The organism is Phyllobacterium zundukense (genome assembly GCF_002764115.1).
In the GTDB taxonomy this organism is placed as follows: domain Bacteria; phylum Pseudomonadota; class Alphaproteobacteria; order Rhizobiales; family Rhizobiaceae; genus Phyllobacterium; species Phyllobacterium zundukense.
On the sequence record NZ_CP017940.1, the window covers coordinates 496,729 to 512,500 of the forward strand.

The 15,772-nt window shown below is 58.2% G+C and carries 11 protein-coding genes (1 of these 11 cut by a window edge); 9 read left to right on the top strand and 2 right to left on the bottom strand.

Annotation, left to right across the window (positions count from 1 at the left end; genetic code table 11):
- The first annotated feature begins 59 nt into the window (after nucleotides 1-59).
- Nucleotides 60-956, top strand: a complete 897-nt coding sequence (locus BLM14_RS02505; protein ID WP_099997952.1) for a DMT family transporter — start codon at nucleotides 60-62, stop codon at nucleotides 954-956.
- Here the strand turns inward: BLM14_RS02505 and ubiG are convergent.
- On the bottom strand, nucleotides 953-1,696 hold the full coding sequence (ubiG, locus tag BLM14_RS02510) for a bifunctional 2-polyprenyl-6-hydroxyphenol methylase/3-demethylubiquinol 3-O-methyltransferase UbiG (RefSeq protein WP_099997953.1): 744 nt from the start codon (nucleotides 1,694-1,696) through the stop codon (nucleotides 953-955). The genes BLM14_RS02505 and ubiG overlap by 4 nt on opposite strands.
- Nucleotides 1,697-1,884: 188 nt before the next feature.
- On the opposite strand from ubiG, the gene BLM14_RS02515 reads away from it, so the two are divergent.
- The 8 genes from BLM14_RS02515 to BLM14_RS02550 all read left to right on the top strand — a co-directional run bounded on the left by BLM14_RS02515 (nucleotide 1,885) and on the right by BLM14_RS02550 (nucleotide 14,049).
- Nucleotides 1,885-3,138: an aspartate kinase gene (locus tag BLM14_RS02515; RefSeq protein ID WP_099997954.1), complete on the top strand. Its 1,254-nt coding sequence runs from the start codon at nucleotides 1,885-1,887 to the stop codon at nucleotides 3,136-3,138.
- A gap of 143 nt (nucleotides 3,139-3,281) precedes the next feature.
- A complete protein-coding gene (gene ptsP, locus BLM14_RS02520; RefSeq protein WP_100000992.1) occupies nucleotides 3,282-5,522 on the top strand; it encodes a phosphoenolpyruvate--protein phosphotransferase in 2,241 nt (746 codons plus the stop codon).
- An 11-nt stretch (nucleotides 5,523-5,533) separates the two neighbouring features.
- On the top strand, nucleotides 5,534-6,610 hold the full coding sequence (prfA, locus tag BLM14_RS02525; RefSeq protein WP_099997955.1) for a peptide chain release factor 1: 1,077 nt from the start codon (nucleotides 5,534-5,536) through the stop codon (nucleotides 6,608-6,610).
- Between the two features lie 5 nt (nucleotides 6,611-6,615).
- Nucleotides 6,616-7,485, top strand: coding sequence for a peptide chain release factor N(5)-glutamine methyltransferase (gene prmC / locus BLM14_RS02530; protein WP_099997956.1), 870 nt, complete (start codon nucleotides 6,616-6,618; stop codon nucleotides 7,483-7,485).
- Between the two features lie 295 nt (nucleotides 7,486-7,780).
- Nucleotides 7,781-8,605 carry a DUF4167 domain-containing protein gene (locus BLM14_RS32610; protein ID WP_099997957.1) on the top strand — a complete coding sequence of 275 codons (825 nt, stop codon included), beginning with the start codon at nucleotides 7,781-7,783 and terminating at the stop codon, nucleotides 8,603-8,605.
- A gap of 272 nt (nucleotides 8,606-8,877) precedes the next feature.
- The gene (locus BLM14_RS02540; RefSeq protein ID WP_099997958.1) at nucleotides 8,878-9,531 is read left to right on the top strand and encodes a dihydrofolate reductase family protein; all 654 of its coding nucleotides are present in this window, start codon (nucleotides 8,878-8,880) and stop codon (nucleotides 9,529-9,531) included.
- Between the two features lie 318 nt (nucleotides 9,532-9,849).
- Nucleotides 9,850-12,462, top strand: a complete 2,613-nt coding sequence (gene clpB / locus BLM14_RS02545; protein WP_099997959.1) for an ATP-dependent chaperone ClpB — start codon at nucleotides 9,850-9,852, stop codon at nucleotides 12,460-12,462.
- A gap of 204 nt (nucleotides 12,463-12,666) precedes the next feature.
- Nucleotides 12,667-14,049: a L,D-transpeptidase gene (locus tag BLM14_RS02550; RefSeq protein ID WP_418314216.1), complete on the top strand. Its 1,383-nt coding sequence runs from the start codon at nucleotides 12,667-12,669 to the stop codon at nucleotides 14,047-14,049.
- Nucleotides 14,050-14,099: 50 nt separating this feature from the next.
- Here BLM14_RS02550 and BLM14_RS02555 read toward each other — a convergent pair whose 3' ends face one another.
- Nucleotides 14,100-15,772 carry the 3' portion of a M23 family metallopeptidase gene (locus BLM14_RS02555; protein ID WP_099997961.1) on the bottom strand. 280 nt of this gene lie beyond the right edge of the window, so only the last 1,673 of its 1,953 coding nucleotides appear in the window; the start codon falls outside the window, past its right edge; its stop codon occupies nucleotides 14,100-14,102.

The window sequence follows — 15,772 nt, forward strand, 5'->3', positions numbered from 1 at the left end:
GGTTAAATCCGATCTCTATGGTGCTCAGCTCGAACTGAACCCCATCGGATGATTCCCCCATGTCATTTCTGAATTCCGCCGCGGTGTTGCTTGTCTTGACGGGCACGTTTCTCGGATTGACGCTGCCGTTCGGCAAACTGGCATTCGCGGCGGGTATAACACCGTCGCTCTGGGCATTCGTCATCTCGACCGGTGCGGGAACCGTGCTTCTGACGGCATTCCTCGTTATGGGAAAACGCCCACGTGTCAGTTCGCGTATGCTGCGCTACTACGTCATCACCGCGCTTATCTCTTACGCGATACCCAACTTCATGACCCTGTCGGCAATTCCGCATCTTGGATCCGGCTATACCGGGATCATGTACACGCTGTCGCCGGTGTTCACGCTGCTGCTGTCGATTCTGTTCAAGATGCGCAGGCCCAATCTTCTCGGCCTGCTTGGCATATTTGTGGGGTTTGCGGGGGCCGTTCTCGTTGGTTTTACGCGTGGCCAGGTCGGCCAGCCTGCCGATCCTCTCTGGGTGGGTATCGGCCTGCTCATCCCCGTGCTGCTTGCACTGGGTAATGTCTATCGCACCATCGACTGGCCGGATGGCGCCGATCCGACCGAGCTTGCGGCGGGTAGTCATTTGACGACGGCGCTGCTGCTTATCCCGGTGATTTTCTACATGACTGGCGCGTTCCCGGTAGCACCACTCGGCGATGTGCCATGGCTGGTGTTCTTCCAGGTCCTGGCCTCTGCCTGCATGTTTGCGCTTTATTTTCGGCTTCAGGCGGTCGGTGGACCGGTTTATCTCAGCCAGATCGGATATGTGGGAGCAGCGGTCGCCCTGCTTGCCGGAACGCTGTTCCTCGGGGAAGTGTACCAGCTCGCGACCTGGGTAGGGGCGGTCATCATCACGATCGGCGTTCTGATGACCACGAAAGCCCAGCGCATGGCAGCCAAGGCCGCTTAGGGCCTTATTGCAAGAACCATATAGTTGACATCGGTGTCGTTCGAGCGATTCCAGCTGTCGGCAAAGGGATTGTAGGTCACGCCGACCTTTTCGACGATCTCAAGGCCGGCACGCACCAAGGCGGTTTCGAGCTCTTCAGGACGGACGAGCTTTTCGTATTGGTGTGTGCCGCGCGGCAACCAGCGCAGGACATATTCGGCGCCGAAAATGGCAAGACCGAGTGCCTTCAATGTCCGGTTGATGGTGGCGACAAAGGTCATGCCGCCGGGCTTCACCATCTGCGAACAGGCCGACATATAGAGATCAACATCGGCGACGTGCTCGACGACTTCCATGTTGAGGACAATGTCGAACTGCTCTCCGGCTTCCGCGAGGGCTTCCGCGGTCGTGGCCCGGTAATCGATCGAGAGGCCGCTTTGCGCCGCGTGGATCCTGGCCACTTCGATGTTGGTTTCGCCGGCATCGGCGCCTACGACCGTTGCGCCGAGACGTGCCATGGGCTCGCAAAGAAGACCACCACCGCAGCCGATATCCAGAATCCGCAAGCCCGAAAACGGCGTCGGTTTGTTCGGATCGATGCCGTAATGGGCGCAGACCTTTTCCTTGATATAGGCAAGCCGCGTCGGATTGAACTTGTGCAGGGGACGGAACTTGCCTTGCGGGTTCCACCACTCGGCCGCCATGCGCGAAAAGCGCTCGACTTCTGCGGCATCGATTGTACTGCGCTCTGTTGTCGCCATCGCCTATCCTCACTATTGTTTCCGAGAGGCCTCTTCCGGCAAAAAATGTCAAGGCGCGAATCGTCCCGCGTTCTTGCAGTTACGTCATTATTTCGTTATGGGAGGCCGCATTCATTTGGCAACGGGCTGCTTCTTTTGAGCGGTTCGTTGCCAATCCAATTTCAGGCATTCCAGAACGGTACCTTCCCATGGCACGCATTGTGATGAAATTCGGTGGCACTTCGGTGGCCGATATCGACCGCATCCGTAATGTGGCCCGTCACGTCAAACGTGAAGTCGACGCAGGCCACGAGGTTGCCGTCGTCGTTTCCGCCATGGCCGGGAAGACCAATGAGCTCGTGGCCTGGACCCGCCAGACATCGCCGATGCATGATGCGCGCGAATACGATGCCATCGTCGCCTCCGGCGAGCAGGTGACTGCCGGTCTGCTTGCGATCGCCTTGCAGGCGATGGGCGTGCACGCGCGCTCGTGGCAGGGCTGGCAGATACCGATCAAGACCGACAATGCGCATGGCGCAGCACGAATCCTTGAGATCGATGGCTCCTTCCTGATCGAACGGTTTCAAGAGGGGCAGGTGGCTGTCATTTCCGGATTCCAGGGCATCGGGCCGGACAACCGCATCTCGACGCTTGGTCGCGGCGGCTCCGATACCAGCGCGGTCGCCATCGCGGCTGCGGTGAAGGCCGATCGATGCGATATCTATACGGATGTGGACGGTGTCTACACGACCGATCCTCGGGTGGAGCCGAAGGCACGGCGTCTGTCGCGCATCTCGTTTGAAGAAATGCTTGAAATGGCCTCGCTTGGCGCCAAAGTGTTGCAAGTGCGGTCCGTCGAGCTTGCCATGGTGCACAAAGTGCGCACATTTGTCAGATCCAGTTTCGAAGACCCCGATGCGCCGGGCATGGGTGATCTGATCAATCCGCCCGGAACACTTATTTGCGACGAGGAAGAAATCGTGGAACAGCAGGTTGTCACAGGAATTGCCTACGCCAAGGACGAAGCGCAGATTTCGCTGCGTCGCGTTGCTGATCGCCCCGGCATATCCGCCGCTATTTTTGGCCCGCTCGCCGAGTCGCATATCAACGTCGATATGATCGTCCAGAATGTCTCGGAAGATGGCACCAAGACCGACATGACGTTCACCGTACCGTCGGGCGATCTCGACAAGGCGCTGGTCGTCCTGGAAAAGGTCAAGGCCGAGATCGGCTGCGACATCATCCAGTCGGAAGCCGGCATGGTCAAAGTCTCGGTCATCGGTATCGGCATGCGCAGTCATGCGGGCGTTGCTGCGACGGCTTTCCGTGCGCTCGCCGACAAGGGCATCAACATCCGCGCCATCACCACTTCGGAAATCAAGATTTCCATTCTAATTGATGGTCCCTATGCGGAACTTGCCGTGCGCACTTTGCATTCCGTCTACGGTCTGGATAAGCATTAGAAATCGAGATTCTGTTTGTCGGCATCTTCGCTGGCTGACATGATGGATCGACTGATTTGGTGAGGCCATTCCGGCCTTGCCAATATTGTTATGGAGAAAGGCTCCAAGTGCCCACGCGCGAGCAGATAAGCGGCCCCCGTGTCATGCTGAAGCGCCTCCGCGAACTGATGGCGGAGGCTCTTGAGCCACAGGAGAGGCTTGACCGCATTGTTCGCGAAATCGCGCAGAACATGGTCGCGGAAGTGTGCTCGTTTTATGTGCTGCGCTCCGACGGTGTGCTCGAACTCTATGCTACCGAGGGTTTGAACCCGTCCGCCGTCCATTTGGCGCAATTGCGTCTGGGGCAGGGCCTTGTCGGTACCATTGCTGCCAGCGCGCGGCCGCTCAATCTCACCGATGCGCAGACCCATCCGGCCTTCGCCTATCTGCCGGAAACGGGCGAAGAGATCTATAATTCCTTCCTCGGCGTGCCGATCCTGCGGGCAGGGCGCACGCTCGGCGTTCTCGTCGTGCAGAACAAGACCAAGCGCGTTTATCGTGAGGACGAAGTCGAGGCGCTCGAGACAACGGCGATGGTTCTGGCGGAAATGGTTGCCGCTGGCGAGATCCCGCGGCTCGCCCGTCCGGGCGTGGAGCTCGACCTCGGCAAGCCGATGAGCTTCAGTGGCAGCGCGTTCAATGATGGCGTCGGCCTGGGCCATGTGGTTCTGCACGAGCCGCGCATCGTCGTCACCAACCTTTTCAACGAGAACATCGATACGGAAATCGACCGGCTCGAAAATTCGCTCGGTTCCTTGCGCATTTCGATCGACGACATGCTGTCGCGCCGCGATGTGGCATTCGAGGGCGAACACCGCGAGGTGCTGGAAGCCTACCGGATGTTCGCGCACGACACAGGTTGGGTGCGGCGTCTCGAAGAGGCGATCCGCAACGGCCTGACAGCGGAAGCGGCTGTCGAGAAAGTGCAGAGCGACACACGCGCTCGCATGATGCACCTGACCGACCCCTATATGCGGGAACGCCTGAGCGATTTCGACGATCTGGCGAACCGTTTGCTGCGCCAGTTGATGGGGCGCGACGTGAAGACCATGGCCGGGTCTCTGGCCAAGGATGCCATCATCATTGCCCGCTCCATGGGCGCGGCGGAGTTGCTGGACTATCCGCGCGAACGCCTGCGTGGCCTGGTGCTCGAAGATGGCGCTGCGACCAGCCATGTGGTGATCGTCGCCCGCGCGATGGGCATTCCCGTTGCCGGTCAGGTCAAAGGCGTCGTGTCCATGGCGGAAAACAACGATGCCGTGATCATCGATGGCGATGATGGCCGCGTCCACCTTCGCCCGCAGGCTGACGTCGAAGCGGCATACTCGGAGAAGGTCAAGTTCCGTGCCAAGCGCCAGGCTTTGTACAGGGAATTGCGCGACCAGCCTTCGCTGACCAAGGATGGCGTACATATTTCGCTGTTGATGAATGCCGGCCTGCTGGTCGACCTGCCGCAACTGGCGGAAGCGGGAGCGGCCGGCATTGGCCTGTTCCGCACCGAATTGCAGTTCATGGTGGCGTCGACCTTCCCGCGTGCCGAACAGCAGGAGCGGTTGTATCGCTCGGTGCTTGAGGCAGCCGGTGACCGGCCTGTCACATTCCGCACGCTCGATATTGGCGGAGACAAGGTGCTCCCTTATTTCCGCAGCAATGTGAACGAGGAAAACCCGGCCATGGGCTGGCGGGCTATCCGCCTGACGCTCGACCGGCCGGGATTGCTGCGCACACAGGTTCGTGCTTTGCTCAAGGCTGCGGGCGGGCGCGAACTCCGGCTGATGCTGCCGATGGTCACGGAAGTGGCGGAAGTGCGCAAGGCGAGCGAGCTGATCAACCGCGAGGTCCAGCACCTGTCCCGCTTCGCCTATGATCTGCCGACGCGCGTCAAGATCGGGGCCATGGTCGAAGTGCCGTCGCTGCTCTGGCAGCTCGATGAACTGATGGCGCACGTGGATTTTGTTTCCGTCGGCTCGAACGATCTGTTCCAGTTCGTCATGGCCGTCGATCGCGGCAATTCCATCATCACCAACCGGTTCGACAATCTCTCGGTGCCGTTCCTGCGGGTATTGCGCCAGATCGCCGAGGCAGGTGAGCGCAACCACACGGATGTGACGCTTTGTGGTGAAATGGCCGGCAAGCCCATTTCGGCCATGGCGCTGATCGGGCTTGGGTTCCGGTCGATCTCGATGTCGCCGGCCTCGATTGGGCCAATCAAGGCCATGCTCGGCACGCTTGACGTGAGTGAGATCACTGCGCAACTGAATGACGCGATCGATAATCACGGCGAAACGGGTTCGTTGCGTCACGTTCTCACCAAGTTTGCAGAGCGAGCAGGCGTTCCACTTTAGAGGCTTAGACAATGTCCATTCCGCAGGATCGTATGGATCAGCTGCTGAAGCGTTTCTCCATGATGGAGACGCAGATGGCGAGCAATCCCGATTCCGACACCTATGTGAAGCTCGCCTCGGAATATTCCGAGCTTGAGCCGGTCGTCACCAAAATCCGCGACCTGACCAGTGCGCGCGACGAAGCAAGCGATCTCAGATCCATGCTCAACGACGCATCGACTGACAAGGACATGCGCGAACTGGCGGAAGCGGAGCTGCCGGAAATCAACGAGCGCATCGAGGAACTGGAGAAGGATATCCAGGTTCTGCTGCTGCCGAAGGATGTGGCCGACGAGCGCAACGCGATCCTCGAAATCCGCGCCGGTACCGGCGGTTCGGAAGCGGCACTATTCGGCGGCGATCTGTTCCGCATGTATGAGCGCTATGCGGCTTCCAACGGCTGGCGCGTCGAGCTGATATCGGCGAGCGACGGCGAAGCCGGCGGCTACAAGGAAGTCATCGCCATGGTTTCAGGCAAGGGAGTCTTCGCCAAGCTGAAGTTCGAATCGGGCGTGCACCGGGTGCAGCGCGTTCCCGATACGGAAGCAAGCGGCCGCATTCACACGTCGGCTGCCACGGTTGCCGTTTTGCCGGAAGCCGAGGAGATCGACATCGATATCCGCCCCGACGATATCCGCATCGATACGATGCGTGCGTCGGGCTCGGGCGGGCAGCACGTTAACACGACCGACTCCGCCGTTCGCATTACGCATATTCCATCCGGCATCGTCGTTGTGCAGGCCGAAAAATCGCAGCACCAGAACCGCGCCCGCGCCATGCAGGTCCTGCGTTCGCGCCTGTTCGACATGCAGCGGCAGAAGGCCGATAGCGAGCGATCCGAAGCGCGGCGCAGCCAGGTCGGTTCTGGCGATCGTTCCGAGCGCATCCGCACTTATAATTTCCCGCAGGGGCGTGTGACCGATCATCGCATCAACCTGACGCTCTACAAGCTCGACCGCATCATGGAAGGTGACCTGGATGAGCTGATCGGCGCGCTGATTTCGGACTACCAGACCGCCTTGCTTGCCCAGATGAACGAAGGGTTCTGACGGCAATGAACAGGGACCGTTCGCGTCTCGGCGATGTACATCGAGAAGCCCGGGCTCGCCTCACGACCGCCGGCATCGAAACCGCTGATCTCGATGCGCGTCTTCTGGTTGAGTGGGTCACCGGCTGCGATCGGCTTGAAATGATCCGAAACCCGAATCACCCGATCGACGAGGCGGTTCTCGCGCAGCTAGGCACAGTCCTTACCCGGCGAATCAATGGCGAATCGGTGCATCGCATCATCGGCAAGCGCGCTTTTTTCGGAGTCGAGCTCACCCTGTCCGCCGACACGCTGGAGCCTCGGCCGGACACCGAAGCACTGGTGGAACTGGCGATCCCGTTCCTGCGCCAACGCATCGCAGAGCACGGCGTAGCCGACCTAATCGACCTTGGAACGGGAACGGGAGCCATCGCCCTGGCGCTGCTCGATCAGTTCAGGCAATTGCGGGCGGTGGGCGTTGATATTTCGAAAGGTGCCCTTGATACGGCGCGCGCCAATGCCCATCTTGCCGGTGTATCGGATCGTTTTGCGACCCTTTGTTCGGACTGGTTTTCCGAAGTAACCGGTTCATTTGATCTGATAATTTCCAATCCGCCCTATATACCGTCGCTCGAGATAGCCGGCTTGCAACGTGAGGTCGTATTGCATGATCCGGTCAGGGCGCTGGACGGCGGGCAAGATGGTCTCACCCCCTACCGAATCATTGCCGAACACTCCCGGCAATATCTCAGGCAAGGCGGTGCCGTTGCGCTGGAAATCGGTTTTGGGCAACGCCGTGATGTCGAGGCGATTTTCGCCGGAGAATATTTCGCGCTAATGGGCGTCCAGAAGGATATTGGCGGGCACGAAAGAGCATTATTGTTCTCGCCAGTGTAAAAAGATTGAAAAAAGGCTTGGAATTTGCTGCGAAGACAGCTAGTTTCCGCTTACCGCTCTAAACCGAACAAATCTGGTTCTGCCTATCAAGCGATTGATACGGAAATTTCTGGGTGTTTGATTTCTCTTCGGAAATAGCTTTGGAGAAATGGTTTTTGCGGCAGCACAAAAGTTTTATGAACTTTGGATGCGATTGAAGCGCGGGGCGCGCTTCAGGTCGGCACTTGAGAAGCGAAGCTTTTTGACTCAAATGGTGAGCAAATTAGCGCCCCTGATTTTCTGAAAAGAGATAAGTATGAGGCCAGTACAGCAGAATAGGCGCATGCGCGGACGCGGTAACAACAATAACCGCAGCAAAGGTCCCAACCCACTTTCCCGCAACTATGAGAGCAACGGCCCCGACGTTAAAATCCGGGGGAACGCTCAGCACATCGCTGAAAAATACACTACTCTTGCACGGGATGCACAGAGCGCAGGCGATCGTGTGATAGCTGAAAACTATCTCCAGCACGCAGAGCACTATAATCGAATCATTCTCGCTGCGCAGGCTCAGGCGCCTGTCCAGTATCAGCGCGACGATCGTGATGATCGCGATGATCAGGATGATGATATCGGCTTTGACGATGAGGGCAATAACGGCAACGGCAATGATTCCGATCGTCAAGAGCTGCCGGAACGCCAGCAGGAGTTCTCCCAACGTCAAGAACGTCCCCAGCGCCAAGAGCGTCAGGAACGTCCAGAGCGCCAGGAGAGGCAGGAACGTTCCGAGCGACATGAGCGCCCAGAACGTGTGATGCATCAGCCAATCAATGGCAGCGGCCCACAGCCTATCATTGAGGGTACACCCGCAGAAGTCGCCTATGACGACGACACGGTAAGCCAGCGCCAGCCGCAGGTTCAATCTGTCGAAAGCGCTCCTGAAGCATCCGAAGAAGCTGCCGAGGCAAAGCCGGCACGTCGCGCACCGCGCGGCCGTCGTCCTGCTCGTCCGCGTGAACCGCGGGTTACGGAAGAAAACGTTGCTGCTGCAGCTGCTCCGGACACCGCCAACGATCTTTCACCGGCTAGCATTGTCGCTGAGGTGAAGAAGCGCCGGGCGGCGGTAGAATCCGACGTTTGATCGGACCGAACTGAAATTCGCGCCATCCGCGGGAACCCGCGGGTGGCGTAATGCTTTGAATAGAAGCCCGCACCGGTTCGTGCACTGCGCCGAGGGTCGACACGATCTTCCTCGCCCTCCCGCTTCTTCGTATGACTACGCACGTGCGTTGCTATCTCATCTCCGCAGCTTGTGAAAAATTGGATTGAGGTGTCGGGTTGACGTCCGCTCAACCGTCCTTCGACAGTCCTCGGCCAATAGTTGCCGGCTGGGGAACGAAAAGGAGAAGCAAAATGCGAAAAGTCGTTGCTACAACATTCTTGAGTCTGGACGGCGTTATGCAGGCTCCGGGCGGGCCGGACGAAGATCCAACCGGCGGCTTTACCCATGGCGGGTGGACGTTCAATTATTGGGACGAGCCAATGGGCAAGGTCATGGGCGAGATCATGGCAGCGCCCTTTGATCTGCTGCTTGGCCGCAAGACTTACGAAATCTTTGCCGCGCACTGGCCCTATATTGAGGGTGACTTTATCGCGGATAAGTTCAATGCCGTAACCAAATACGTGGCAACCTCGTCGACCGAGCCGCTCACATGGAAAAACTCGGTGGCGATTGGCGGTGACGTGGCGGCTGCAATCGCCCGGCTGAAGCAGCAGGATGGATCTGATCTGCTCATTCAGGGCAGCAGCCAACTGATCCAGACGCTGCTTGCAAACGACCTGATCGATCAATTCAATCTATTTGTCTTTCCGCTCGTACTGGGTCGCGGCAAACGCATGTTTGGCGAAGGCGCCATACCTGCCGGGTTGAAACTTGTCGATACGAAAGCATCGACGACCGGGGTCACGATGAGCACCTATCTGCGTTCTGGATCTGTCAGCACCGGATCATTCGCCCTTAAGGAGCCGACCCAGGCACGCCGCGAGAAGATGAAGCGGGAAAGCTAGAGCGAAGGCTGCCGATGGTGCGGTTTTTGATCGAATTCACGTAGGCGTTCGAAAATCCGCCACCAGCTCCGTCATGCGCTTGGTGAACCGCGCAATACTGATCTTGCCAATGGCTCGCTTCCGGTGACCGCCGGTCTTCATCGATGGCCAGACGAAGAGCACAATGAGGCATAATAAAAGCAGAAATTTCCATCTTGCGTGCTTGAGAGTACATTCCCATATTCGGCCCATAATGAATGGGCCTGCCTCATGCAGGGGGCCCGTCACCAACGCACCGCACGATGCCGCTTAAGGGTCGTTCGGGAAAAGGAGACACATATGAACATTGAAAAATACACCGAGCGCGTTCGCGGTTTCATCCAGTCGGCGCAGACCTTTGCCCTCTCCTCCAATCATCAGCAATTTGCACCGGAGCACTTGCTGAAAGTTCTGGTCGATGACGAGGAAGGTCTTGCCGCATCCCTGATCGAACGGGCAGGCGGGCGCGTAGAAGACGTACGCCTTGGATTGCAGGCCGCGCTGGATGCGCTGCCAAAAGTGACCGGCGGCAATGGCCAGCTTTACCTTGCCCAGCCCTTGGCCAAGGTTTTCACGACCGCCGAGGAAGTCGCAAAGAAGGCCGGCGACAGCTTTGTCACGGTCGAACGTCTTTTGACGGCAATGGCGATCGAAAAGTCGGCAAAGACTTCCGAAATCCTCAGTCGCGCCGGGGTTACCCCCGCGGGTCTGAACGCTGTTATCAATGATATCCGCAAGGGCCGGACGGCTGACTCAGCTTCTGCCGAGAACACCTATGACGCCCTGAAGAAATATGCGCGCGACCTGACCGCTGATGCGCGGTCGGGCAAGCTCGACCCGGTCATTGGCCGCGATGACGAAATTCGCCGGACTATCCAGGTCCTTTCGCGGCGTACCAAGAACAATCCGGTGCTGATCGGTGAGCCGGGCGTGGGCAAGACGGCGATTGCCGAAGGCCTTGCACTGCGCATTGTCAATGGTGATGTGCCGGAATCACTGAAGGACAAGCAATTGATGGCGCTCGATATGGGTGCACTCATTGCTGGTGCCAAATATCGCGGCGAGTTCGAGGAGCGGCTGAAAGGCGTGCTTTCCGAGGTCACGTCGGCCAATGGCGACATCATCCTGTTCATCGACGAGATGCACACCCTTGTCGGCGCCGGCAAGAGCGAAGGCGCCATGGATGCTTCGAACCTGTTGAAGCCTGCGCTTGCACGCGGCGAGTTGCACTGCGTTGGCGCGACGACGCTGGATGAATATCGCAAGCACGTTGAAAAGGACGCGGCTCTTGCCCGCCGGTTCCAGCCGGTATTTGTCGACGAGCCGACAGTCGAGGATACGATTTCGATCCTGCGCGGCCTGAAGGAAAAGTACGAACAGCACCACAAGGTTCGTATTTCCGATTCGGCGCTTGTCGCCGCGGCTACCCTGTCAAATCGCTACATCACTGACCGCTTCCTGCCGGACAAAGCAATCGATCTTATTGACGAAGGGGCTGCGCGGCTTCGCATGCAGGTTGATTCCAAGCCGGAAGAACTGGATGAAATCGACCGTCGCATCATGCAGCTGAAGATCGAGCGCGAGGCCCTGAAGGTCGAGAAAGACGACGCGTCCCGCGACCGTCTCGATCGGCTGGAAAAGGAGCTCGCAGATCTCGAGGAGCAGTCAACGGCGATAACCAATACCTGGCAGGCGGAAAAGCAAAAACTCGGTCATGCAGCGGACCTCAAACGCCAGCTCGACGATGCGCGCAATGCCCTTGCATCGGCTCAGCGTAACGGTGAATTCCAGAAGGCAGGCGAGCTCGCCTATGGCACGATCCCTCAACTGGAGAAGGAGCTCGCACAGGCCGAGCAGCATGACGGTTCGGCCTCGATGGTAGAGGAAATCGTCACGCCGGATCATATCGCCCAGGTCGTTTCGCGATGGACCGGTATTCCGGTTGACCGGATGCTGGAGGGCGAGCGCGAAAAGCTGCTGCGCATGGAAGACGAACTCGCCAAGCGTGTCGTCGGTCAGGGCGAAGCGGTACAGGCCGTCTCGAAGGCCATTCGCCGGGCGCGTGCGGGTTTGCAGGATCCGAACAGGCCAATTGGCTCGTTCATTTTCCTCGGCCCGACGGGTGTCGGTAAAACCGAGCTGACCAAAACGCTCGCATCGTTCCTGTTCGCCGACGAGACGGCAATGGTTCGCCTCGACATGTCGGAATATATGGAGAAGCACTCGGTTTCACGTCTTATCGGAGCGCCTCCCGGCTATGTCGGTTATGAAGAAGGCGGTGCTTTGACCGAGGCAGTCCGGCGTCGACCCTATCAGGTGGTTCTCTTCGACGAAATCGAAAAGGCCCATCCTGATGTGTTCAACGTGCTGTTGCAGGTACTCGATGACGGGCGCTTGACCGACGGTCAGGGGCGTACGGTCGATTTCCGCAACACTCTGATCATCATGACGTCGAATCTCGGCGCGGAATATCTTGTCGGCTTGCCCGAAGGTCACGATGTCGAGGAAGTTCGCGATGAGGTGATGAACGTCGTCAGGGCGTCTTTCAGGCCGGAATTCCTCAACCGCGTTGATGAGATCATTCTGTTCCATCGTCTGCAGCGCAAGGAGATGGGCAAGATCGTGGCAATTCAGCTCGAGCACCTGCAGAAGCTTTTGGCCGATCGCAAGATCGTCCTCAAGATCGACGAAGATGCGACGAACTGGCTTGCCGAAAAGGGCTATGATCCGGCCTATGGCGCGCGCCCGCTGAAGCGGGTGATCCAGAAGCAGGTTCAGGACCCGCTGGCGGAGAAGATTCTGCTTGGCGAAATTCTGGACGGCTCGACCGTCAAGATCACGGCCGGCTCGGACAGGCTGAACTTCAAGTCAGTGAAGTCCGCACCCGATCGGGAGAAGGACGAAGCGGCATAAGGTCCCCAACCAATCTGAAAAATAAGAAAATGGCCGCCACAGGGCGGCCATTTTCACGTCTCGTTCATCCGATAGATGCAACGATAAAAGCGTGTGCGCATTAACCATAAAGACAGGAAAATCGGTCAATTATGCTTAATGTTGCGTTAGTAGCGAAAACCGGAAGCGATCCGCATGGCGTCTTATCATTATTCATTGTTTGGAATGTTGCTCGTTGCTTCCGCAGGTGCCCTAGTCCCCGTGAGCGGACAAGCAGCTGAAATTGCCACGCCGGCCGTGAGCGATCAGGCGTCTTATGACGTTGCGCAACTCTTCGAACCGCGCGAGCGCCGCCCGCGCCGTGAAGCCTATCGGGCTTATTTCGACGAGTATGGCCGAAAAGTCACCGTGGACCGCCGTGGGCGCATCGTTTCGGTGGAAGAGCCGCAAAACGATCAGTCGAGCGATTATTTTCCCGATGCGCCACAGGATCCCTATGACACCGGCGTGATTCCGCAAGATCCCTATGGCGGCCCGAGCGACTCCTATGAGCAGCAGTCGGCGCTGCCTTCCGAACGCGACTATGGCAGTGTCGATCGTCAACCTTTGCCGCCTGCCAACGGCGAATCCGACTTGATGCCGTCCGATCCGAACTTCATCGAGCCCGGGGCGCCAACGGACGGTTTCACCGATGCTCCGCAACAGGAGCAGATACCTGTTCATCCAAATCCAGCGCCGACCGTAGAATTGCCCAAGGGGCAGGGCGCGAAAGCCAAGATTGCAGCCATACAGGTTTTGCTTGATCGAATCGGCGTATCGCCTGGCGTCATTGACGGGCATAAGGGCGGCAATGTCGACAAGGCCGTTGCAGCCTTCGAGGAAATGACCGGGCAGAAATTCGATCCGCTCAATGAGGAAGGCATCAACGCATCGTTGGAACAGACTGGCGGTCCGGCGTTCGTGTCCTATACGATCACGTCGGAAGATGCGGCTTACCCGTTTGTCGCGTCCATTCCCGAGGACTACAGCCACAAGGCGCAACTGGAGCGGATGGCTTTTACATCCGTCACGGAAATGCTGGCCGAACGGTTCCATATGGACGAAAACTACCTGAAGGAAATCAACCCGGGCGTCGATTTCAATACGCCGGGCGTTGCCGTCCAGGTTGCCAGTACGGGCCAGAATGCCGGCGGCGCCGTGACGCGAATCATCGCCGACAAGGGACGCAAGCAGGTGCGCGGCTATAATGCGGAAGGGAAATTGATCGTCGCCTATCCCGCGACCATCGGTTCGACGGATACACCTTCTCCATCCGGCACGGTACAGGTGGAGCGGATTGCCCTCAATCCGAACTATACCTACAACCCGAAAATCAACTTCAAGCAGGGTGAGAACAACTCGGTCCTGACTATACCGCCAGGTCCTAACGGGCCGGTCGGGACTGTCTGGATCGCGCTGTCGAAGCCCACCTATGGTATCCACGGCACGCCCGAACCATCGAAGATCGGCAAGACCAACAGTCACGGCTGCGTGCGCCTGACCAACTGGGATGCGACGGAACTGTCAAAGCTTGTGCAGAAGGGCGTGACGGTCGAGTTCCAGGAATAGGACATATACCGGCGCTCGTTCTCTAAAATCGAAGACGATTTCGGAATATGCTAGCCGCTCGCGGCGACCTTGGTGCCGTTAGCGTCTTCTTCCTTGAGCAATTGGTCGATGCGTTCACGCTCGCGTTTGAAGGCGACCAGATCATCGCCATCGAGGGCGCCGCCGCTCGGCAGGCGAATGCGCATCGGATCGACCTTCGAACCGTTGACGATCACTTCATAATGAAGATGCGGTCCGGTCGAAAGCCCGGTTGACCCGAGATAGCCGATGACCTGACCCTGCCGGACGCGGGCTCCCGGTGTCACGCCACTGGCTATGGCGTTCTGGTGAGAATAGCTGCTTTCGTAGCCATTGGAATGGCGGATAATGGTTTGATTGCCATAACCATTTGTCCAGCCCGCCCGCTCAACCACGCCGTTGCCTGCAGCAATGATCGGCGTGCCGCGCGGAGCAGACCAATCGACACCGGTATGCATGCGCGAATAGCCAAGGATTGGATGACGGCGCATGCCGAAGGGCGAACGGAAGATGCCGTTCGGCACTGGCTTGCGCAACAGGAACTGCTTTGAGCTCTTGCCGTTCTCGTCGTAATAATCCGTAGTGCCGTCCTCGCCGTGGAATCGATAGAATTTCTTGAGATCGCCGCCAAAATTCGCGGCAACATAGAGAATTTCCGATTCGTCACCGGCCTTGTCCGAATCCGCAGGCAATGAGAACAGCGCTTCGAGCTGATCCGCGGGGCTGAGTTGTGACTGAAAGTCGACATCGGAGGCCAGCATCCGTATGAGCTGCTTGATCATGGAGTCCGTCATGCCATAGGCAATGCCAGCTCTGTAGATACCGTCATAAACCGTCGGCAAATCCTCTGACCGGCGTGAGGCGGGTGGATTGTCGTCAAACGCTATTTGCAGACCCGGCGTCATTTCCGGCTCGTCGGCAGGAACGTACTGGTCCCTGTCGTTGAGAGCGATCGTCAGAATATGCGTGCTGCCATTATAGACACTGGCGCGCATGATCCGGTCGACATTATTCTGCGACTCGATGCCAAGCCGCAAAACGCTGCCGCTCTTCAGGCGCGGGGAATTCAATAGTTTGACTATGGCCTCGGACATGCCGGTCGCGTCACCGTTCTCATGGCCGGCCTCGTTAAGCGCGGCCAAAACGTCCTTGTCGCTGCGGAATGGAATGAGCTCTTCCGAATAACCGGCACTCTCCGCGTCCTCGGGCAGGCGTGGAGCAACGCTGACATTCTCCTGGATGATTTTTACCGCCAGCGGATTGCGCAGATTGAAAGGATCCTCGTCCGTACCGAAGCGCAGCGGATCAACATAGTGAAGCGAGGCCACCTGAATGGCCCCATCGGTCAATAGCGAGCCTGTGTTGCGGACGACTTCTTCCACCTCATCGACGCTCAGATCGTCCGAGGGATCGTACTGTGCCGTGGTAAGCGGGAAATCCACGGTTCGAAGGCTGACTTCACTCTCTACTTTTGCGCCGTAAATGAGCCCGGTCTTCGGTGTCGGATCCGTGCCCTCATTCGCCTCGGCAAAGACGTCGAGTGGATTGAAAGCGGGATATCGGCGATTTGAGTTGTGAACTTCGGCGAGGGCAATGTGAACAAATTCGAACGGCATCGAGCGAATTACGTCGCGTTCGCCATCCTTGAACATGGTGGAGACATCCAGCCGCCGCCGATCGCGATTTTTCTGGATCGGGGTCGTCG

Coding starts and splice junctions, on each gene's coding strand:
- BLM14_RS02505 (WP_099997952.1), top strand. CDS start 60: ATGTCATTTCTGAATTCCGCCGCGGTGTTGCTTGTCTTGACGGGCACG.
- ubiG (WP_099997953.1), bottom strand. CDS start 1,696: ATGGCGACAACAGAGCGCAGTACAATCGATGCCGCAGAAGTCGAGCGC.
- BLM14_RS02515 (WP_099997954.1), top strand. CDS start 1,885: ATGGCACGCATTGTGATGAAATTCGGTGGCACTTCGGTGGCCGATATC.
- ptsP (WP_100000992.1), top strand. CDS start 3,282: ATGCTGAAGCGCCTCCGCGAACTGATGGCGGAGGCTCTTGAGCCACAG.
- prfA (WP_099997955.1), top strand. CDS start 5,534: ATGTCCATTCCGCAGGATCGTATGGATCAGCTGCTGAAGCGTTTCTCC.
- prmC (WP_099997956.1), top strand. CDS start 6,616: ATGAACAGGGACCGTTCGCGTCTCGGCGATGTACATCGAGAAGCCCGG.
- BLM14_RS32610 (WP_099997957.1), top strand. CDS start 7,781: ATGAGGCCAGTACAGCAGAATAGGCGCATGCGCGGACGCGGTAACAAC.
- BLM14_RS02540 (WP_099997958.1), top strand. CDS start 8,878: ATGCGAAAAGTCGTTGCTACAACATTCTTGAGTCTGGACGGCGTTATG.
- clpB (WP_099997959.1), top strand. CDS start 9,850: ATGAACATTGAAAAATACACCGAGCGCGTTCGCGGTTTCATCCAGTCG.
- BLM14_RS02550 (WP_418314216.1), top strand. CDS start 12,667: ATGTTGCTCGTTGCTTCCGCAGGTGCCCTAGTCCCCGTGAGCGGACAA.